We start from the raw sequence: 19934 nt of genomic DNA on the forward strand, positions 1-19934 counted from the left end.
GCTGAGAGTTTGCATCTTTGCCATGTTGAATTTGAAAAACAGTTCACATTAATAAAAACACTTAAATAATATACGCCATGAAAAACAGAGTACAATTAATTGGGAATGTAGGAAACGATCCAGAAGTTAAAACCTTAGAAAACGGAAGAAAGCTTGCACACATCACGATTGCAACAAAGGATTATTACAAAAATGAAAAAGGAGAAAAAGTAGAACAAACTGAATGGCATAGAATAACAGCTTGGGGAAAAACAGCAGAAATTATCGAAAAGTTTGTTGTGAAAGGGAAAGAAGTTGCTGTCGAAGGAAAATTGACACACAGAAGCTACGATGATAAAAACGGAGAAAAACGTTATATAACCGAAGTGGTTGTAAATGAAATTTTATTGCTGAGTAAATAGCGTTTTAAGAGAATATCGTTGGTTAAACCCGATTGGTATGAAAAACCTGTCGGGTTTATAATTTATAGTAAATTGTTTTTATAAAATAGAAACGCCATTTGCATCAGTTGTAAGAACTTCGCTCATGTAATCGAAAAAGGGTCTCATATTTTTGAAAGCATCTAAAGCAAGTTCTAAAAATTGCGGACTTAATACTTCTTCGTCAGTAAAACGTCTTATGACCAAAAATTGTTTGAAACGAAGCAAATCAATAGCCGGATGATCCACATCAAAACCTTTTGGTTTTGTTTTAAGTTGTTCACCTTGCAAAGTGCCAAAATTGCTTTTGAAAGATTGAGAATTCAGAATTTCCTGAAAGGTTTCGGGATCTTGAGCAAATTCAGTTCTTATTCGTTTTAAGTCAGCAGCATTTGGTCCCCAAAATCCGCCCGCAAAAAAACTATTTCCTTTTTCCAGATGAAAATAATAACCGCCGCGTCTTGCAGCAGTTGCCCGCGTATAACTTCCGCCCCAAAATGTCTTAAAAGGAGTTTTATCTTTAGAAAAACGAATATCTCGATAGATTCTGTAAACACTTTTTTTACCAGAAGTATTTTCTAAAACATCAGTTTTGGAAAGTTCTTTTAGTAAAGCGCCTGCAAAATTCTCAATATGATTAAGTTCTATCAAATATTGCTGTTTATGCTCTTCAAACCATGGTTTATTATTGTTTTCTTTTAGCTGAACCAAAAAGTCAAGACTAGATTTGGGAATTGTTACGCCGTTTTTCATAATGGATCTTAAAAATCAAAAATAGACTGCAATTTAAAACTAAAAAACCCACCAGAGAAATCTGATGGGTTTTTCTATATCGCGTTAAGCAGTTTTTTTGAATAAATCGAACATAGGACAGCGTGAGCAGCGTTTCTTTTCGCTCTTTTTATATTTCTCACAGCAAGAAGATTTACAATTCTCAATCTTCTTAATTTTATCAAGGATATCTTTGTTTTTCTTTTTCTTTTTATCCTTTTTTTTGTCCTTGTCTTTTTCTTTCTTGCTCACTTTTCCTCTGAATTTTAAAAACAGAGACAAATATAAACCAAAAAAGTTATTTTTAAATATTCTAAATAAACTTTAACTTTTTTATTTAGGATTGATAGCGATTGAACTCGTAACTGTTAATTGCTGGATATCACGATCAAACAAATACAGTCCGCCTTTATCGTCACCAATTAAGTTGATTTTATCTAAAATAGATTTAGCTGTAGCTTCTTCTTCAATTTGTTCAGAAACGTACCATTGCAAGAAATTGTGCGTTGCATAATCTCTTTCTTCAAAAGTAATATGAACCAATTCGTTGATAGATTTAGAAACAAAAAGTTCATGATTATAAAGCTCTTCAAACATTTCTTTAAAAGTAGTATAAGTTGTTTTTGGCGCTTTAAGATCTGTTACCTGAGCATGTCCTCCGCGTTCGTTTACGTACTTAACCAACTTAAGCATGTGCGCACGCTCTTCGTCTGACTGTGTGTACATAAATTGAGAAATTCCCTCTAATCCTTGCACTTCAGCCCAACAAGCCATAGAAAGATAGGTTTGTGAAGATTCTGCTTCTATGCGGATTTGCTTGTTTAAAGCCGATTCAATATTTTTTGCTAACATAATAAGTGTCTTTTTTGTAAAATTAAGAAAAATTATTCATTACACTTTTTAGAATCCTCGAAAACATTAGGCTTTTTGGCTAATTCTATGTAAAATTAGTGCGAATTGATTTTGCCGAAAGTAGCAGGATTGGAAAAAATCGATTTATTTATAATTGAATTTCTATTGTCTCCCATCATAAAACCATCCGTAAATTTTCGCATAATAAATTGCTTAGAGGCATCATCATAGTAACTTAAAATGTAATAATTCTTTAATTCTAATGCATCATATAAGTTTATAGTTTTATTGAAATTTAAATAATAAAACAAATTCTCGCTTGCCAAAGGTTGTGATTGTTTGTCGCTTATAAAATCTAAATTTTCATTTAATGTGGCATCAAAATAGACCATTTTTGTTAATGAATAATATTCGCGAAGCCCAAATTGATCGGGAGAATCAGCTTTGAAATAGTAATCTTGAGATTCTCCAAAACCGCTAAAAGTAACAAAAGTGTTTTGTTTATTTTTAATTATAGAAATACCAGCAGTAAGTCCTTCTAAATCTTTAAGAAATTTTGCAGTGTTTTTTAGCTGCTTCGGTTTTTTGTTGTTGATTTGAACAAAGAAAGGAGAATTTTTAAACGGAATACTATCATTTTTTGAAAAAGAATATTTCTTTATGATGTTTTTAGAGTCAAAATCTTTTACTTCAAACAATAATTCATCTTCATTGGCTGCGATTTGAAATAGCTTTTTATTATTATAAAATGAATTTGCTGTTGCCAGTGGATTTTTCGAAGCAGGACTATCAAAAGTTCTTTCTTTCATAATGCCAGTGTTTAAATTAACTTCAAAAACTTGCGTTCGTTGTACGCGATCATCAAATGTCAAAATAATACGATTTTCAAGCACATACATCTTGCATATTGATGATGTAAGATCAAGAGAATTAAGAATATCAGATTCTATTTTCTTAATTGGAAAATACTGAATAAGTGCATTGAAAGAAATATTTACGTTTTCTTTATTTTTAAAAGTGAAAGGAGAGAAATCAAGCATTTTAATTTCACACTTCTGATTTTCAAATTTGTAAAGCAGAAGATGTTCGTATTCTTTTTCTTTGGCAAGAATGTATAAGGCATTATTCTCTTGAAAAGAGCTTATAATGTAATTATGATTTTTAGGAAAATCAAAATTTAAGGATTCAGATGTTTTACAATCTAAATTGTAAGTAGTAATTAGAATGTTTTTATTATTTCCCGAAATCCAATATAGTGTAGGTTTTTGTCCCGCACTGATTGTAGCGCCCATTAAATTTCTATTGGCTTCTTTTTTTATTAAATCTGTAAATTGATTGGTTAGAAACAAAGACTTATTGTATTTCAAAATATTTATGTTCTGATTGTCCCAAGCAAAAGCGTAAATGTCTTTGGTTTCTTTGTCCTCAATATTTAGAATTTGAGTTTTTTCTAGATTATTTAGAGATAGTGGCAACGAATTTAATACTGTTTGACTAAACAGAACACTTTTAGAAAATAATAGAGAAATGAGTAGTAGTTTTTTCATAAATAGATTTAATCAAATTTTATTCCAAATTTTATGAGATATTTCTTCTTTTTTAAAATTGGATATAAAAAAAGTCCTTAAGATTTTTTCTTAAGGACTTTTTAATCAAGTCTATTAAAAAGAAATTATTTTACAATAAAAGTAACTCTTCTTGCTAATCTTCTAGCTTCATCAGAATCTTTTTGGATTGATGTATCCGCACCATTTGCAATAACATTTAAACGAGAAGAAGCAATTCCAGCTTTTTCAAAAATAGTTTTTACGTTTGTTGCTCTAGCATTAGATAGTTTTTCGTTGTACTCAGCTTTTCCAACCTGATCAGCATAACCAACAAGATCAAGAGAAGCAGAAGGATTTTTTCTTAAGTAATTTAAAACCACATCGATCGCAGCAGTTGAGTTTTCAATTGGAGTTGTTTTATTGAAATCAAAATACACACTGTAATATTTATCATTAATCATTCTTTTGATTAAATCATTATCAGCAGGTTGTGGAGCACTTACTTGTTTTTCTACAATAACTTCTTTTTGAGCGGGTCTGTTTTTGATTTGTGATTCAAGGTCTGCAACTTTGCTTTCTAAAGCAGAAATGTCACTGTCTTCATTAGAAATTACCGTCCAGTCAGCATGTTTTGTATTTTTACCTAAGTAAACATTTAGACCAACAGTTCCGTTAAAAATCAATCCAGAAAAGCCTCTGTTGCCTCCAACATATGATCCGTCAAAAGTACGGTCTTGTGATGCGTTTAAAATAGTTGAGAAGTCACCCGTTAAAGCCACTCTGTTTGATAACCTTATTTGTCCAGTTACACCAGCAATAAAGTTGCCCATTTCATCTGCTCCTCTAAAGTTATCGCTTCTTAATTGAGAATAACCAAAACCAGCATGTCCTAATAAACCAATAGTGTTTGTCCAAGTTTCAAAATTCATGATGCGGCCTAAGTTGGCTACAGCTTGTAAATCTACTCTGTAATATTTTGAATCAAAATCGATAGAGCTGCCTTTTGCAGTAAAACTGTTGTATCCAAAATCAGCTTTCAAACCAAACTTGTTGTTTAACATGTAGCGAACCCCTAAATCTCCAGTCCATGGACTTACAGTATTTGTAGAATATCCATCGCTAAATGGTCGTTGCGGTTTATTAAAACCTGCGCCTAAATCTATAGACCATTTATTATAACCGTTATTGTTTTCTGTTTGCGCATGTACTCCAGTTAACGCTAGGGCAAATGCAAGAGTCATTACAACTTTTTTCATTATTTTTTAATTTTAAATTTTTGCCCAAAACAACAATAAATTGTAGGTAAAAACTTTCTTTAGAAGCCAAAAAAGTATTAAAATAAGACTATTAGCAGAAAATTAAAGAATAAGGAATGACCCATAAATGCTGGGTTTTAGATAAGTTGTTGATAACGAATTTTTTAGTCAAGTCCGTCAATAAATTTGCGAAGAACTATTTGTTTGGCAACAACGTCGTAGTAACTTAAAAGGGTGTAATTATTTAACTTAAGTGTACTTGAAAGTACAGCTTCTTTATGGGAATCTAAAAAATAGTAGACTTTATCAGCGGCAAAAGGCTCATGTGTTGCTTGAGTTAATTCTAACTTTTTGGTCCAAATACTTTCTAAAAAAACAGAATAGTTTGTCTCAATATTGTAATAACTGTTTGAAGGAAAATCGCCAAAAGGGTCATTAAAGTTAAAACCGTTCATAGAAATCGATTTTAAATTGCTTCCCGAACCTCCTAATGTGATGAATAGATTTTTTTGATTTTTATAAACCGAAAGTCCGGCATCAAGAGAAGATAATGCCTTTAAAAACTTTGCTGTATTTTTTAATTGCTTCGGTTGACGATCCTCAATCTGCATGAGCAAAGGAGAATTGCCAAAACGAATCGTATCTTTCTTTGTAACTGCAAATGATTTTAAAGATTCACCAGATTCATAATCTTTTATGTCAAACAAAAGTTCGTCAGCGTTAACATTGATCTGGTATAATTTGTTTTCATGGTAATAAGAGTTAGACGTCTTTGGATTTTTCTCTCCAACAGGTTTCATAAACGTCTTCTCTATTATTTCCTGATTTTCTAAATTAATGTCAAACAATTGTGTTTTTCTAAAACTTTGGTCTAAAGTTAGAATCAAACGGTTCGGAAGCGTGTAAAGTTTGCTTTTGGCACTTACTTTATATAACGGATTGTACTCGCCAGAATCCATTTTCTCGATCGGATTTTCATTCAGAATCTGGTTAAATGTTCTAGGAAGAGTTTTTCTGTCTATGAATTTGAAAGAGCTAAAATCTAAAAACCGTTCCTCTGCCATTCCGTTTTTAAAAACAAAAGCAGTCAAGGCCTGTTTTGTTTTGCTTTGCATCAATAAATAGAAATTGTTGTCTTTTTGATATTGCGTTAAGAGATAATTCTCTTCAAGCGGAATTTGAAATTTTAATGCTCTAGAAGTTTTGTTTTCCAGATAATATTTAATCAAAATGATTGTTTTTTCTTCTCCCGAAAACCAATACAAAGTCGGATTTCCGTCTTCGCTAAAGCTGTAGCCCATCAAAGATCTGTTTTCAGTATACTGGCGAGAGGTAACGAATTTATCTCGTAAGAATAAAGCGCTATTATATTTTAAAATAGAAAGGCTGTCTGCGCTTGCTGCAAAAACAAATACATCGTGAGAAGCCGTATTTTCGCCAGTCATGACTTCGGATTGTCCCACTTTGTTTTTTAAATCTATTGCATAAGAAGTTAGCACTGTCTGACTTAACACAACAGTAGTGGATATTAAAAACAAAAAAAGAAAAATTCGTTTCATATGTTTTTTAAGCACAAAAATTATTCCGCTTATTATTGATTCATAAGCTCTTGAAAAAGATCTACAAATTGACCAACGTGCATTCCATCCATTAAACCATGATGAACATACACCGCCATTGACATCGTTCTTTTTCCCGTCTCAGAAATCATCATTTTTCCAAACGAAATTTTAGGACAGCTGTCTGGATATGTAAAACTGCGAGCATGGGTGATCGAACTGAAATTCAGCCACGGAATTGCTGAGAAATGAATCAGATTATCATCATCAAAAGATCTAGTGAAAAGTCCGGTTGTATTTTGAATGCGCTCGATTTCGGTTAATGCGATTTGCTCGAATGTTTTAAAATCTGGGTGATATTCAATTAAAGAAAACCCAAAAGTACCATCTTCCCGACCAATAGTTGCAGAGGCATCTACTCGGTCGTTGATGTAAATCTGATCTCCAGAAATTCGGTATCTAAAATTTTCAATGGCATTTACTGCAGCCAAAGTTTTATGCAAATAGAAAATAAAAAAAGAAGCATTGCTGCTTTTTGCGGTTTGATACGCTTTTGTACAATCAATTTCTACCGTTGCGCCAAAAAAAGGTTCATCCATTTGTTTAAAATGGGCAAAATGCTCTTTTCTATTCCAATTTTCTAGGTCAAAAAGTGTTTTCATTATAATAAATTCGGAACCACTTCTGCAATAGTTTCAAATGAACTAAAATGCTCGTGTTCTATAGTGTGATTAATTTTTTCGTGTTCCCAAGTAGTGTGAAACGGAATGTGAACGGCATAACCGCCAATTCCTAAAACAGGCAGAACATCTGATTTTAATGAATTTCCAATCATCAAAAATTCGTGCGGCTCAATATCTAAACGGCCTAAAAGTTTCTGGTAATCAATTTCTTGTTTGTCTGACATTACTTCGATGTGGTGGAAATAATGTCCCAAACCAGAACGGTGCAGTTTGCTGTGCTGGTCTTTTAAATCGCCTTTTGTTGCTACCACCAATTTGTATTTGCCTTTTAGGGCCTGAAGTGTTTCTTCAATCCCGTCTAGCAATTCGATTGGTTTTTCCAATAATTCTTTTCCGTATTGAATTATTTTTTCAATGACTTCAATCGGAATGGTATTGTTCGAAATGTTCATTGCGGCTTCAATCATCGAAAGAATATAGCCTTTGATTCCGTAACCGTACAAAGGTAGATTGGCAATTTCTATTTTAAATAATTCTTGCGAAATGCCCTGATGCGAAAGGTAATCTTCCATCAAAGCACAAAATTTATGTTCGGTTTCCTGGAAATAAGGTTCGTTTACAAACAAAGTGTCATCGGCATCAAATGCGATTACTTTTAGGTTTGGTATTTTAGTTTTATGTAACATGGTGTTTTTTGTTTCAAGTGTTTTTTTGTTTCAGGTTTGTTTTTTGCCACGACCCGAGCGATAGCGAACAGGCGAAGCAATTCACGAATTACACTAATTTTTTTGCCACTCCCGATAGCTTTCGGAATATTGGGATTTAAAAAATTATCTACTCAATCTGCGCGAGACTTTTTTAACCACAAATTACGCAAATTGCACAAATTTTTTAGCCACAGATTAAATGATTATTCATGTTTAAAAAAATAAATCTGCTCAATCTGCTGAATCTGCGAGAGTTTTTTGCCATAGATTATTAAGAATTAAAATGATTTTTTAGAATCTGCTTAAATCTGTGTAATCTGCGTGAAACCTTTTATTTAATCTTTAGAAAAAAGCCCTTTCAAAGAAATTGTTTTATCGTAAAAAGTAATTCGGATTCCGAAAAGCAGAATGATTCCTCCCAAAACCATCTGTAAAGTTATTTGTTCTTCCAAAAACAACCAAGCTAAAATTGAGGTAATTACAGCTTGACTCAATAAACTTAGTGAAACTCTCGTTGCGCGCATGTGTTGAGTGGCATAACTTATCGAAAGCCAAGCGCACAATTGGCAAATGACTGCTTGTAGAACCAAAACAAACCAGCCAGCGTTTGAAAATCCGGTGAAAGGTTCGCCTATTGCATAACATAAAATTCCTAAATAGATGCTTGAAGCAAATAAACTAATGGTCATAAACGACAAAACATCAACCTCTGAAAGTACATTTTTGCTGACCAAAAGATAAATGGAATATAGAATGCCAGATAAAACGGCAAATAGAAATGCTTTATCGAAGTTTAAATCGATAAAAAACTCAAAACCAACCAAAGTTACCATTCCAAATAAAGCGACTAATGTTCCGATCCAGAAATTCGTTGCAGGTTTCGCTTTCAGAAAAAAGAAAGAACCAACTCCAACCCAAACTGGAGATAAATTGGTAAGCAACGAAGCTTGAGTCGCACTTGATTCCTGAATGGCGATATTCCAAACCGCAACATCAGATGAGAATAAAACACCGCAAAGTATTGCCAAAAGAGCAAACTTTAATTTTGGAAGTTTAAAGTTTCCGCTGAAAATGACATAAGGTAAAAGCAACACCACAGCAAAAAACATTCGGTAAAAAGCCGAAATCAATCCTGGTGTTAAACGTAATTTTACCAATATTGGGAAAATCGATATGCAAAGTATACCGCAGATTAGGGCTAATCTTGGTTTGGTGAGTTTCATTGAATGAATTTTAATCGTGTATTGTTTTTCAAAGATAACTTAGAAATCGAGTATTTTGAAAGGAAAAAGCGCGAATCAATTAAAAATAGTAATTGGTTCGCGCTTTTTTTTTATTTTTTTGATGCAGATTAATCTATAAATTTTCTAATGATATATTCTTTTGTTTTATTGTCATAATAACCTAAATAGTATGATGATTGCACTCTGAATAATGTTTGAGAAGAAACGTCTGTAGTGTCATCAAAGAAAGTTCTGATTTTATCGAAAGCTAATGGTTGCAATTCCGTTTTTATATGATTATTATCTTTATCAAACAAGCATTCTATTTTTACTACTTTTCTATTTGAATAAGAATTAAAATTATTCATAGTCGAATTGTAATATGCCATTGTTGCTCCTGCAACAGCCGAAGCGGCAATTCCTATCAATCCGCCACCAATAAATATTTGAGAACTCCCTTGTTTTAATTCAGAAACACTTCCAAGTGTGATTAATGTATTATCACGAATATTATAACATGAAATTCCAGAATTTAGTTTGTTTACTTTTCTAATAAACTGCGAACTGGTTTCTAAAATTCTTTTTCCTCCAAAATCACCGCCTTCTTGATAGATTTCTGAATTTTTGAAATTAATAGGAGTGTCTGGTGTTACATTATACTCTTTCAGAACATTTCCGTCAAAATCTTTTATCGTAAAGAAAAAAGAATTAGGGGAGCTTTTCATCTGATATAATTTTTTATCAAAATAAAATGAATTTGAATTTAAAGTTGCACGGCTTTCATTCATAATAATGGTTTTGTTTATGATTTTTTCTTTCGCCGTGTAGTTCTTTAAATCTATTATAAAAATTTGAGTGTAATCAACATTAGAGTCAAGTGTTATAATCAGTTCGTTATTGTCAATATAACATTTTCTTTTTTTGGCTCCGTCTGTAATAGAGGTTGGGGTTTCTGAATTAATGTTTTGTAGTGAAAACGGAGCTTCGAATGCCAAAAGGCTTTCTTCAAAGATACCGTAAAGACTCGTTTTTGTGTAGTCTTTTTTATAAAAACGAAAATTGCTTAAGTCAATTGTTTGTGTTTTATGATCTCCATCTTGATCAAAAACATGAAGCTTTAAGATACTGGTTTCTTTTACTATTGTTAAGATAAAAAAATTATCATTGGAACTAAAACCTTGCAAGACCTGCTCGTTCTGAATAAATAAAGTCAATTCTTGTGTTGAGATCTTTCGGGTTTTAAAATCATAAAATTGAGAAAGGATTAAGCTGCGGTCTTTAGATGCCCAAAATAACCTTGCATTAGAATTAGTTGAATTATATCCAATCATTTCAGCAAATTTTTTCTTATCAGGTCTTTCGCTAGAAATACTATCAATAATCTGCATTTTTTCATTTAAGCGTATGGCTTTTACTTTGATCTTATCGCTAACAAATAAAGTCACTTCTTTGTCATTGTTTACGATTGGAAGAACATCGCGATGCTTTTTTAATTCAAGTGGAGTGTAATATACTAGTTCCTGTGAAAATGAAATCAAACTAAAAAGTAATAGCGTCGTAGTAAGGAGTAGTTTTTTGGGCATTCGCAATTATTTGTGATGTAATGTATTAAAGATTTTTTGTGCAAATCTAGAAATTTTTGGTTTTCCTAAAAGCAAAAAGCGTGAATCGATTAAATTCTATAATCGGTTCGCGCTTTTTTGTTGTTTTAAGCAGCTAAAATTTTACTGCAAGCTTTCTGAATTTGTTTATCCGAAAAGGGTTCGAGTGTTTCGGCAAGCATTTCACTGGTTTTGATGCATTCCATCATTTTTGATCTTAGCTCTTTGTCATCTCCCAAATCTGTTTCAAGAATTCGCTTGAAAATTTCAGACAGATAATGGGGCTGTTCTCTAAAATCTCCTTCAAACCAAAGGTCTGATAGAAATTTTGCCATTGATGGCATTACATCTTGATGTGTCGGTTTTTGATTTTCTTTAGTCATCTCGAAAATATTAAACGCACGAAACCCTCGCTTTAGGTGTGACTAAATATCCGAAGATAGATTTAGGACAGTTTCCTGTTCCTTCACCATGGCAAGGGTTCGCTTATTGTTAACTTTAATAAGTTTTATTGAAAGCCTTCAAATATTTAGTCAGTACAAACGTACAAATATAAATTTGAAAGAAACAATAAAAAGTAAGAATTTTATTCCTTTAATTTTGCAATCTTGTCATTTCGAGGAACGAGAAATCTTCGCGAGAAGCTCGACAAAGATTGGATTCTCATTGCGGAGTTACTTGCGAAGATTTCTCGTTCCTCGAAATGACAAACGATATGTTTAGTGTGTAAAATCAGTTTAGTTTACCGTAGCGCCATTTGGCGCATCAGCATCTGGATTTACAAAAACCAGTTTTCCTTCTGCGTTTGTTGTCATTAAGATCATTCCTTGGCTTTCAACACCGCGTAAAGCTCTTGGAGCAAGGTTTGCTAATACAGAAACACGTTTTCCGATAATTTCTTCCGGAGAAAAACTTTCAGCAATTCCCGAAACAATCGTACGAACATCGATTCCTGTATCCACTTTAAGAACCAAAAGTTTATTTGCTTTTGGCATTTTTTCAGCTTCTAAAATAGTTCCGATACGAATATCCATTTTCGCAAAATCCTCAAACTGAATTAAATCTTTTTGTGGTTCTGCTTGTTTGTTTTCAGCAATATTTGCGGTTTTTGTCGCTTCCAATTTGTCTATTTGTTTTTGTATTTCTTCGTCTTCAATTTTAGCGAAAAGCAATTCGGCTTCGCCAATTTTGTGTCCTGCAGGCAATAAATCTGGGTTTTCAGAAATGTCATTCCAACCTAATGTTTTGTCGATAATGATGTCTTTTGCATCGCGATCTTTCTCTTTCAAGAATTTGCTGAAACCTTCAAAGTGTTCTTTAAGATCTCCTAAATTCAATATTTTGGAAAGTTTAGCCGCTGTGAAAGGTAAAAACGGTTCAGCCAAAACACTCAACGCAGCAGCAATTTGCAATGCCACATACATTTGAGTTTTTACACGTTCTGGATTGTCTTTCATAACTTTCCAAGGCTCTTCGTCTGCTAAATATTTATTTCCTAAACGAGCCACATTCATCAATTCGCCCAAAGCTTCACGGAATCTGTAACGCTCAACCGAACTTGAAATCACAGCTGGATACGCTTTTAATTCTGCTAAAGTTTGTTCGTCAACTTCTGTAAATTCGTTTGGCGTTGGGATAACTCCATCGTAATATTTGTTGGTTAAAACTACAACACGGTTTACAAAGTTTCCGAAAACGGCAACCAACTCGTTGTTATTTCTAGCTTGGAAATCTTTCCAAGTAAAGTCATTATCTTTTGTTTCAGGAGCGTTTGATGTTAAAGCGTAACGTAAAACATCCTGCTTATCTGGAAATTCTTCTAAATATTCATGCAGCCAAACTGCCCAGTTTTTAGAAGTCGAAAGTTTGTTTCCTTCCAAGTTCAAGAACTCATTTGCGGGAACGTTGTCTGGTAAAATATAGCTTCCTTCTGCTTTAAGCATCGCTGGGAAAATAATACAGTGAAAAACAATATTGTCTTTTCCGATAAAGTGAACCAATTTGGTGTCTTGATCTTTCCAATACGGTTCCCAATCTTTTCCTTCGCGTGCAGCCCATTCTTTGGTAGAAGAAATGTAACCGATAGGTGCATCAAACCAAACGTATAACTTTTTGCCTTCGGCACCTTCAACAGGAACGTCAATTCCCCAATCCAAGTCACGAGTTACAGCACGAGGCTCTAATCCTGCGTCGATCCAAGATTTTACTTGTCCGTAAACATTGGTTTTCCAATCGTTTTTATGACCTTCCAAAATCCATTCGCGTAAAAAAGCATCATAACGATCCAAAGGTAAAAACCAGTGCTTAGTTGATTTTAAAACCGGAGTCTCACCTGTAATTGTCGATTTCGGGTTAATCAAATCAGTTGCGTTCAAAGTCGAACCGCAATTTTCACATTGATCTCCGTAAGCTCCGTCATTACCACATTTTGGGCAAGTTCCAACCACAAAACGGTCTGCTAGAAACTGATTTGCTTTTGCATCGTACAATTGCTCGGTAACTTCTTCAATAAAATCGCCTTTATCATACAAAGTTCTAAAGAATTCAGAAGCTGTATCATGATGAATTTTTGCCGAAGTTCTAGAATAATTGTTGAATGAAATTCCGAAATCTGCAAACGATTTACGGATGATTCCGTCATATTTATCAATAACTTCCTGCGGTGTAATTCCCTCTTTTTTGGCTTTCATCGAAATTGCAACTCCATGTTCATCGCTTCCGCAGATAAATGCCACATCTTTTCCTTGCAATCTTAAATATCTCGAATATATATCTGCAGGCACGTAAACCCCAGCCAAGTGACCAATATGAATAGGTCCGTTGGTGTAAGGTAATGCCGCCGTGATTGTATATCTCTTTGGATCTTGTATCATAATTCAATTTTATTGAGTGCAAAAATAAGCAATAGAATTGAGATTTTAATATTACGCCGAGATTCGCTTTTATTTTCACAGAGTTGCACGAAGAAAAAACGCCGAGATTCGCTAAGATTTTTTTGAATTTGGTTCTCGCGATCCCGATAGCTATCGGGAGGAGAGACGCAAAGTTTTTTTGCTTTAAGTTGAGGATTAACCATGCAGTTTGTCATTCCGAGGAACGAGGAATCGCACTAGAAACTTCGCAATATAAAGCGTCAATCTTTGTCGAACCCCGTGTGTGATTCCTCGTTCCTCGGAATGACAAACTAGAACAAAAAGCTTTGCGTCTTCGTGCCTTCGTGGCAAAACTCATATAAAATAGAACCAGTTTAAACTAGCATTGCAAGCAAAATCTTCAAAATATATTTCGCAATCTTTGCATCCGAAAAAAACAAATTTTATGAGCAAGACTAAATTAATCATCAATAAAAACGGATCAATCAAAATTGAAGGAGATTTTGAAATCATGGATCCAGAAGGAGCACTTTACGGTTTACAAGGAAGAACTGCACTTGGACTTTGCCGTTGCGGACATTCTGCAAATAAACCATTTTGCGATGGAGCGCACCGTAATAGCTTTGAACACGATTCAAAAGCGTTTGATTTACCTCCAATGAAAACGAACTAATTCTTTAATTTAGTTTTGAATATAAAAAAAGCTGCATTTTCAAAATGCAGCTTTTTTTATAGGTAAAGTTCTCCCTTCATCGTTATTATCGAAGAACCGCCGACTAAAATATCTTCTTCGCGATTCATAACTTCAATTATTGATGGCTGTTTTAATTTTACGCCTTGAAGAATTTTATACTCCTTATCCGATTTAGTGAATTTCTTTTGTGTTAAAAAACCAATTAGTGGTCCGGCCGCCGTTCCTGTTGCTGGATCTTCATTTATACCAATGATCGGATTGAAAAATCTTGTTTCGACTATCTGATCTAGACCTTCTTCGGCTGGGGTGAAACAATAAAAACCTTCAAAATCATATTCTTTTGAGATTTCGATTAAAAGCTTATTGTCAGGAACAAAACTATTTAATATTTCACTGTTTTTTATAGGAACCATGGCGTGAGCGACTTCTGTTTTAACTATTGTTGGCACAAAAGCATTTACGTCGAGATCTTCAATTTTTAAACCTAGTGCTACCGCAATTCGATAGGTTGGAATTTCTTGTTTGATAACTGCCGATTTTTGATGCATTTGCACAATTGGAGAAAGAGTTTCAGGATCAAAACTGACTGTTAGCGGAATTGCCGAATGGTTCATAATTACAAAAGGCTCACTTTCATTTTGTTCGTCAAAAATTGGAATTCCTTTTAAAAGTGCTCCACAGACTGCGCCCAATAAATTATGGCCCGCACCATCGATTTCGATTCCGGTTGGTGTAAACGAACGAACCACGAGCGCTTTTTCTCTTGTAGAATAATAGACAAATGAGGTTTCAGAATAGCGAAACTCCCGAGAAATATTCTGATACGTTTCTAGTTTTAGATTTCCATCTGTAAAAACGACAGAAAGCGGATTTCCTTTGTAGCTCTCATTTGAGAATACATCTAAAACGTAATATTCTAATACTTTTCTTTGGATCATATTTTCTGGTTTGAAACTTAGTCGATTCTGAATGCCATAAAATTACGGTTTATAAAAATTCAAAACAACAGCTTTTCTAACCATTATAAAATTAATGGAAAATGCGATGATTATAAAATATCGGAGATTATTGCTCAAAAACCACTTTTTTGTCTGTTTTAGCTGTTTTCACAATGTCATAAGGTCTGGATGATTTCTTAGTAAGATTTCCATTTTTGAGCTTTTCGACTTTTACAATTATGGTATTGCGGTTTTCGGTCATTTCTACAATATCGATCGAATGTCCGTCGTTGGGTTGCGTTTTATCAATTACAGCGATAACTTGATACTGGCTAAAATCAATATTTGTTTCTTTAAAACCTTTTGCTACATCGCTAGTAATATTCATTTCTTTCTTGAAATTATTCCAGGTTTTAGCATCTTTAATAACCAAATGTCTTTGCGCAATGCTTTGACTATTAGAAAAAGAATCTCCTTTGCCTACTAATGCAAATGGAACATCAGACTGTGGCAATTCATCATTATCACAGCTGACCAGCAAAAGCAGGATGCTAAGTATTAGTAAAATCTGTTTCATGGTTTTGGTTTTAGCTCGGAGAACTTTGGTGTAAAGTCTTATTTCTTAAACAGATGTTCTTTTTTATAAATGGTTGCTTAAAGGTAGTCAATTTTTGACAAACTTTAATTAATTTATATTAATAACGTCAGTTTGCATTAAAGATTGTAAGGACAAACGAAGAAAAATTGGAAAAATTGTATTTCATGTGAAAAAAATCGTTTTATAGGTGTTTTGGAAATTAAACAAGTCAAAATAAATACGTTTGAAAAGAAACATTCAATTATTTCTCCCAACTTTGCAAAACAATCTTTTAAATAAAAATTCAAATGGAATTCGGTAAAATCATTATTTCAGAAACGGCGGCAAATAGCGAAAATCCTCAAGATGTTGTCAATTCTAATATTTCGGTAATCAATTTAATGCGCGAAGAAAAAATTGACGATGATTTAATTCACGAAGATGCATTGATGAGTTACTACCTAGATTTTTACGCTTCGAAATATGCAGAAGGAAATTTTTCGAAGTTCGTTTATGATTCGGGTTGGAATAAAGAGTTGAATGAATTAATTGAAGAAGGCTTAGCTTTGATTGGTGCAGAAAAGCATTTGGAATTGTTTAAAGAACAATGCCGAAAACTGCGTTTACAAAGCAATATTAAATTAGGTAAATTTCTAAAAGAAAAATATGATGTCCCAAACGCTTTCAAAGATTTGCTGAATAACAACGCTTATTTTGAACTGGATGAAAACCTTGCTGAACTGAATGCGGCGTTTTTAAAATCGCATCCCGATACAGAAGTGCTTTCGGTAGAAGAAATGTTTAAAACACTGGAAGAATTTGTAGGTCACGAAATTAAGAGAGATTAAATTTTAATTTTTCTGCTAAGGTTTGTAAGAAAATTATATATTTGGAATGCCCTAATTTCTAACAAATCAAAGCCTATGAAAAAAACGATTCTTTTGAGTACCGTTTTGATGTTTTTATTTTCCTGCGGGAAAGATGAAAAAGTTAAAAACGATGCTGAAACTCAGTATCAGGAACTACTTTCGGAGACGCAAGCACATCTTGGCCACAATAAAAAGCCGCTAAGAAAACTCATTTTTAAAAATCTGGATGAGATCGAAGATTCAAAAGAAATGAATCTGAATCTGCTCTCAAAAGTGGCATCAAATTTAAAAATCAAATATTCGGATATTAAAATTAGTGAGACAAGTTCTATCAATTATGACGATCAAACTGCTTTTTTTGTCCTGACAACCGTTTCGCACGAAAAAAAAGCATTTAAAACCAGCGATGATGATGAAGAGCTGGGAAATTATTTTCAGCGTAAATACTTATTTGTAAATCGAGAGGACGGAAGTATAATTGCTGAAGAGTTTGATGATAATTTAGGTTATTATGATAATGAAGCCATTCAGTTTTCAAAATCGCATATTCTGAAAGATTTGGTTTTTTTAAACGAAACTACTCCAGCAATTGCTTTTTATACAGAAGCCAATGCGAGCAGCCGAATTGTTTTGTATTCGGAGAAGAAATTTACATTAATAACTTTGGCTGATAAGGAGATAAAAAGGTTTTTATACGAATATCCAATTCGATTGACCAATGGTGATTCTAACGGAAGTGGAACTTTTCAAATAGAAACATTAGAAACCGGAATGAGTCTTTCGGATCATAAGACCAATGGTTATTTTGACTTGATCATATCTAAAAACTTTTATTATGAAGAAGCTGTAGAAAATGATTTGGAAAATGGTATTGAAGAAAAAAGTGACTTGAAAATTAAAAAAGAATTAGAAAAAATCAAATATAACGGAAGAGAGTACGCTTTTCACAGAGATGATAGACATCGTTTTTTAGAGTAAAATCTTCAATTTCTAAATAACATTCAAAGGCACTTTTATAGTGCTTTTGCTGTTTATAGGAGATTTCGGTTTTACTGCAAAACTTTGACCTATTGTTAACAAACATTTCCTTAAATTTGCTTCCGTTATAAAAAATACAATAGTTATAAAAATCAAGCTATGTTACAAATTGCATTTATTAGAGAAAATCAAGAGAAAGTAATCAAAGCTTTAGCAAAGCGAAACATCGATGCTAAAAGCGTTGTTGAAGAGGTGGTTCAATTAGACGAAAATCGTCGTGCTGCACAGGTGGAATTAGACAATACTTTATCAGAATCTAATAAATTGTCCAAAGATATTGGTGAATTGATGAAAGCTGGAGAGAAAGCTAAAGCGGCAATCTTAAAAGAAAAAACAGTTTCACTAAAAGAAAAAAGCAAAGAACTTAGCGAAAAAGCAGAAGCTTTGGCTGTTGAGTTAACCAATAAATTATATACTTTACCAAACCTTCCGGCAGATATTGTTCCTGAAGGAAAAACTCCGGATGATAATTTGAATGTTTTCCAAGAAGGTGATATTCCGGCTTTGCACGAAGGTGCACAGCCTCACTGGGAATTGGTGAAGAAATATGATATTATCGATTTCGAATTAGGTGTAAAAATCACAGGAGCTGGTTTTCCTGTTTATAAAGGCAAAGGAGCAAAGCTTCAACGCGCTTTGATCAATTATTTCTTAGACAAAAATACAGCTGCAGGATACAACGAAGTTCAGGTGCCGCATTTGGTAAACGAAGCTTCAGGATATGGAACGGGGCAATTGCCTGACAAGGAAGGACAAATGTATCACGCTGGAATCGACGATTTGTATTTGATTCCAACTGCTGAGGTTCCGGTAACCAACTTGTTCCGCGATGTAATCTTAAACGAAAGCGAATTGCCTGTTTTACAAACAGCTTATACGCCATGTTTCCGTCGAGAAGCAGGTTCTTACGGAGCACACGTTCGCGGATTAAACCGTTTGCACCAATTTGATAAAGTAGAAATTGTTCGTATCGAACATCCTGATAATTCTTATGCAGCTCTTGACGGAATGGTAGAACATGTAAAAGGTATTTTGAAAGAATTGAAATTGCCTTATAGAGTTTTACGTCTTTGCGGAGGAGATATGGGATTCACATCTGCTTTGACTTATGATTTTGAAGTGTTTTCTACCGCACAAGACCGCTGGTTAGAAATCAGTTCTGTTTCTAACTTTGAAACTTTCCAAGCAAACCGTTTGAAATTACGTTTCAAAGACAAAGACGGAAAAAATCAATTGGCACATACACTTAACGGAAGTTCATTGGCGCTTCCGCGTGTTTTAGCTGGAATTATTGAAAATTACCAAACTCCAGAAGGAATCGTAATACCAGAAGTTTTACGTCCATACTGCGGATTTGATATTATAAATTAATTTAGTTGACAGTCTCAGTCTCAGTTTTCAGTTTCGACTGTGAACTGTGACTGAAAACTGCGACTAAAAATTACCACTTATGAAAAACGGAATATTAAATTGGAACGTAGATCCTGTTATTTTTTGGATCACAGATAGTTTTCCGTTAAAATATTACGGAGCTCTTTTTGCCTGCGGGCTTCTTTTAGGTTTTTATATTGTTAGAAATATCTACAAAAAAGAAAACCTTTCTCTAGACAATCTTGATTCCTTATTGATTTATGTTATTGTTGGAACCGTTTTAGGTGCCAGACTTGGACATTGTTTCTTTTACGAACCTGATTATTTCTTAAAACATCCTATAGAAATTCTTTTACCAATCCAGAAGATTAAAGGCGTTTATCAGTTTGTGGGTTATCAAGGTTTGGCAAGCCACGGAGGATCGATTGGAGTTATAACGGCTATGATTCTGTACTGCCGTAAGTACAAAGTGCAATTCTTGGGACTTTTAGATAAAATGGCAGTTGCAGTTCCTGTAACAGGTGCCTTTATTAGAATGGGGAATTTTATGAATTCTGAAATCTATGGAAAACCAACCAACGGAAATTGGGGAGTTGTTTTCCAAAGAGACGATTTGATTCCGAGACATCCAACGCAATTGTATGAGGCATTTGCTTATATATTGATTTTCGTGATTCTGTTTTATATGTACAAATCAGAAAAAATCAGAAACGCACAGGGATTAATCTTTGGAACTTTCTTAACTTTATTATTTACAGCTCGTTTTATAATTGAATTTTTCAAAGAAAATCAAGAAGCTTTCGAGAATAGTATGCTGATTAATATGGGACAGATTTTGAGTGTTCCGTTTATTTTAATTGGCTTAGGTTTGATTTTCTGGAAAACCAAGAAAGTCTCAGTGGACAGTGACAGTTTACAGTTTTAACAAGACTGAAAACCGCGACTGCGACTGCGAC

General features: G+C 33.6%; 20 protein-coding genes. 6 read left to right on the plus strand and 14 right to left on the minus strand.

Features of this window, described 5'->3' with window-relative positions; translation table 11 throughout:
- Positions 1-77 precede the first annotated feature (77 nt).
- Positions 78-401 carry a single-stranded DNA-binding protein gene (locus BLP44_RS03660; RefSeq protein ID WP_008465543.1) on the plus strand — a complete coding sequence of 108 codons (324 nt, stop codon included), beginning with the start codon at positions 78-80 and terminating at the stop codon, positions 399-401.
- Positions 402-479: 78 nt separating this feature from the next.
- Here BLP44_RS03660 and BLP44_RS03665 read toward each other — a convergent pair whose 3' ends face one another.
- The 12 genes from BLP44_RS03665 to metG all read right to left on the minus strand — a co-directional run bounded on the left by BLP44_RS03665 (position 480) and on the right by metG (position 13491).
- The gene (locus tag BLP44_RS03665; RefSeq protein ID WP_091129439.1) at positions 480-1172 is read right to left on the minus strand and encodes a DUF2461 domain-containing protein; all 693 of its coding nucleotides are present in this window, start codon (positions 1170-1172) and stop codon (positions 480-482) included.
- Between the two features lie 84 nt (positions 1173-1256).
- Positions 1257-1442, minus strand: a complete 186-nt coding sequence (locus BLP44_RS03670; protein WP_029271150.1) for a hypothetical protein — start codon at positions 1440-1442, stop codon at positions 1257-1259.
- A gap of 81 nt (positions 1443-1523) precedes the next feature.
- Positions 1524-2042 carry a ferritin gene (locus tag BLP44_RS03675; protein ID WP_008465537.1) on the minus strand — a complete coding sequence of 173 codons (519 nt, stop codon included), beginning with the start codon at positions 2040-2042 and terminating at the stop codon, positions 1524-1526.
- Positions 2043-2137: 95 nt separating this feature from the next.
- The gene (locus tag BLP44_RS03680; protein ID WP_091129442.1) at positions 2138-3589 is read right to left on the minus strand and encodes a hypothetical protein; all 1452 of its coding nucleotides are present in this window, start codon (positions 3587-3589) and stop codon (positions 2138-2140) included.
- Positions 3590-3714: 125 nt separating this feature from the next.
- Positions 3715-4845, minus strand: a complete 1131-nt coding sequence (locus BLP44_RS03685; protein WP_008465533.1) for an OmpA family protein — start codon at positions 4843-4845, stop codon at positions 3715-3717.
- Between the two features lie 164 nt (positions 4846-5009).
- Entirely contained in the window at positions 5010-6404 is a 1395-nt protein-coding gene (locus BLP44_RS03690; protein WP_091129444.1) for a hypothetical protein, read from the minus strand.
- Positions 6405-6436: 32 nt separating this feature from the next.
- The gene (locus BLP44_RS03695; RefSeq protein ID WP_091129447.1) at positions 6437-7066 is read right to left on the minus strand and encodes a chloramphenicol acetyltransferase; all 630 of its coding nucleotides are present in this window, start codon (positions 7064-7066) and stop codon (positions 6437-6439) included.
- A complete protein-coding gene (locus BLP44_RS03700; protein WP_008465528.1) occupies positions 7066-7773 on the minus strand; it encodes an HAD family hydrolase in 708 nt (235 codons plus the stop codon). Before BLP44_RS03700 ends, BLP44_RS03695 begins: the two co-directional genes overlap by 1 nt.
- Positions 7774-8129: 356 nt before the next feature.
- Positions 8130-9017 carry a DMT family transporter gene (locus BLP44_RS03705; RefSeq protein WP_091129449.1) on the minus strand — a complete coding sequence of 296 codons (888 nt, stop codon included), beginning with the start codon at positions 9015-9017 and terminating at the stop codon, positions 8130-8132.
- Between the two features lie 128 nt (positions 9018-9145).
- A complete protein-coding gene (locus tag BLP44_RS03710; RefSeq protein ID WP_139159166.1) occupies positions 9146-10600 on the minus strand; it encodes a hypothetical protein in 1455 nt (484 codons plus the stop codon).
- A 125-nt stretch (positions 10601-10725) separates the two neighbouring features.
- Positions 10726-11001: a hypothetical protein gene (locus tag BLP44_RS03715; protein ID WP_008465525.1), complete on the minus strand. Its 276-nt coding sequence runs from the start codon at positions 10999-11001 to the stop codon at positions 10726-10728.
- 354 nt (positions 11002-11355) lie between these two features.
- Entirely contained in the window at positions 11356-13491 is a 2136-nt protein-coding gene (gene metG, locus BLP44_RS03720; RefSeq protein ID WP_091129457.1) for a methionine--tRNA ligase, read from the minus strand.
- Positions 13492-13936: 445 nt separating this feature from the next.
- Between metG and BLP44_RS03725 the strand changes: the two genes are divergently transcribed.
- A complete protein-coding gene (locus BLP44_RS03725) occupies positions 13937-14164 on the plus strand; it encodes a CDGSH iron-sulfur domain-containing protein (RefSeq protein WP_008465523.1) in 228 nt (75 codons plus the stop codon).
- A gap of 56 nt (positions 14165-14220) precedes the next feature.
- Here BLP44_RS03725 and BLP44_RS03730 read toward each other — a convergent pair whose 3' ends face one another.
- Positions 14221-15123 (minus strand): PhzF family phenazine biosynthesis protein, encoded by a 903-nt coding sequence (locus tag BLP44_RS03730; RefSeq protein WP_008465522.1) that lies wholly within the window; start codon positions 15121-15123, stop codon positions 14221-14223.
- 127 nt (positions 15124-15250) lie between these two features.
- Positions 15251-15700, minus strand: coding sequence for a protease complex subunit PrcB family protein (locus BLP44_RS03735; protein WP_066033280.1), 450 nt, complete (start codon positions 15698-15700; stop codon positions 15251-15253).
- 308 nt (positions 15701-16008) lie between these two features.
- Here BLP44_RS03735 and BLP44_RS03740 point away from each other — a divergent pair, with 308 nt between their 5' ends.
- The 4 genes from BLP44_RS03740 (at position 16009) to lgt (ending at position 19903) form a co-directional block, all read left to right on the plus strand.
- Positions 16009-16548: a DMP19 family protein gene (locus BLP44_RS03740; RefSeq protein ID WP_091129461.1), complete on the plus strand. Its 540-nt coding sequence runs from the start codon at positions 16009-16011 to the stop codon at positions 16546-16548.
- Between the two features lie 75 nt (positions 16549-16623).
- Positions 16624-17547, plus strand: coding sequence for a hypothetical protein (locus BLP44_RS03745; protein ID WP_091129464.1), 924 nt, complete (start codon positions 16624-16626; stop codon positions 17545-17547).
- A 159-nt stretch (positions 17548-17706) separates the two neighbouring features.
- Positions 17707-18978 carry a serine--tRNA ligase gene (gene serS / locus BLP44_RS03750; protein WP_008465517.1) on the plus strand — a complete coding sequence of 424 codons (1272 nt, stop codon included), beginning with the start codon at positions 17707-17709 and terminating at the stop codon, positions 18976-18978.
- Between the two features lie 79 nt (positions 18979-19057).
- Positions 19058-19903: a prolipoprotein diacylglyceryl transferase gene (gene lgt / locus BLP44_RS03755; RefSeq protein ID WP_091129468.1), complete on the plus strand. Its 846-nt coding sequence runs from the start codon at positions 19058-19060 to the stop codon at positions 19901-19903.
- Positions 19904-19934 lie beyond the last annotated feature (31 nt).

It is taken from the genome of Flavobacterium anhuiense, assembly GCF_900101855.1.
In the GTDB taxonomy this organism is placed as follows: Bacteria; Bacteroidota; Bacteroidia; order Flavobacteriales; family Flavobacteriaceae; genus Flavobacterium; species Flavobacterium anhuiense.

Bases quoted from the DNA above. Each gene is read 5' to 3' on its own strand.
- BLP44_RS03690 (WP_091129444.1), bottom strand. From the start codon at position 6,404: ATGAAACGAATTTTTCTTTTTTTGTTTTTAATATCCACTACTGTTGTG.
- BLP44_RS03685 (WP_008465533.1), bottom strand. From the start codon at position 4,845: ATGAAAAAAGTTGTAATGACTCTTGCATTTGCCCTAGCGTTAACTGGA.
- BLP44_RS03725 (WP_008465523.1), top strand. From the start codon at position 13,937: ATGAGCAAGACTAAATTAATCATCAATAAAAACGGATCAATCAAAATT.
- BLP44_RS03730 (WP_008465522.1), bottom strand. From the start codon at position 15,123: ATGATCCAAAGAAAAGTATTAGAATATTACGTTTTAGATGTATTCTCA.
- BLP44_RS03675 (WP_008465537.1), bottom strand. From the start codon at position 2,042: ATGTTAGCAAAAAATATTGAATCGGCTTTAAACAAGCAAATCCGCATA.
- BLP44_RS03665 (WP_091129439.1), bottom strand. From the start codon at position 1,172: ATGAAAAACGGCGTAACAATTCCCAAATCTAGTCTTGACTTTTTGGTT.
- BLP44_RS03660 (WP_008465543.1), top strand. From the start codon at position 78: ATGAAAAACAGAGTACAATTAATTGGGAATGTAGGAAACGATCCAGAA.
- BLP44_RS03700 (WP_008465528.1), bottom strand. From the start codon at position 7,773: ATGTTACATAAAACTAAAATACCAAACCTAAAAGTAATCGCATTTGAT.
- BLP44_RS03745 (WP_091129464.1), top strand. From the start codon at position 16,624: ATGAAAAAAACGATTCTTTTGAGTACCGTTTTGATGTTTTTATTTTCC.
- BLP44_RS03680 (WP_091129442.1), bottom strand. From the start codon at position 3,589: ATGAAAAAACTACTACTCATTTCTCTATTATTTTCTAAAAGTGTTCTG.
- metG (WP_091129457.1), bottom strand. From the start codon at position 13,491: ATGATACAAGATCCAAAGAGATATACAATCACGGCGGCATTACCTTAC.
- BLP44_RS03705 (WP_091129449.1), bottom strand. From the start codon at position 9,017: ATGAAACTCACCAAACCAAGATTAGCCCTAATCTGCGGTATACTTTGC.
- BLP44_RS03735 (WP_066033280.1), bottom strand. From the start codon at position 15,700: ATGAAACAGATTTTACTAATACTTAGCATCCTGCTTTTGCTGGTCAGC.
- lgt (WP_091129468.1), top strand. From the start codon at position 19,058: ATGAAAAACGGAATATTAAATTGGAACGTAGATCCTGTTATTTTTTGG.
- BLP44_RS03740 (WP_091129461.1), top strand. From the start codon at position 16,009: ATGGAATTCGGTAAAATCATTATTTCAGAAACGGCGGCAAATAGCGAA.
- BLP44_RS03695 (WP_091129447.1), bottom strand. From the start codon at position 7,066: ATGAAAACACTTTTTGACCTAGAAAATTGGAATAGAAAAGAGCATTTT.
- serS (WP_008465517.1), top strand. From the start codon at position 17,707: ATGTTACAAATTGCATTTATTAGAGAAAATCAAGAGAAAGTAATCAAA.
- BLP44_RS03715 (WP_008465525.1), bottom strand. From the start codon at position 11,001: ATGACTAAAGAAAATCAAAAACCGACACATCAAGATGTAATGCCATCA.
- BLP44_RS03710 (WP_139159166.1), bottom strand. From the start codon at position 10,600: ATGCCCAAAAAACTACTCCTTACTACGACGCTATTACTTTTTAGTTTG.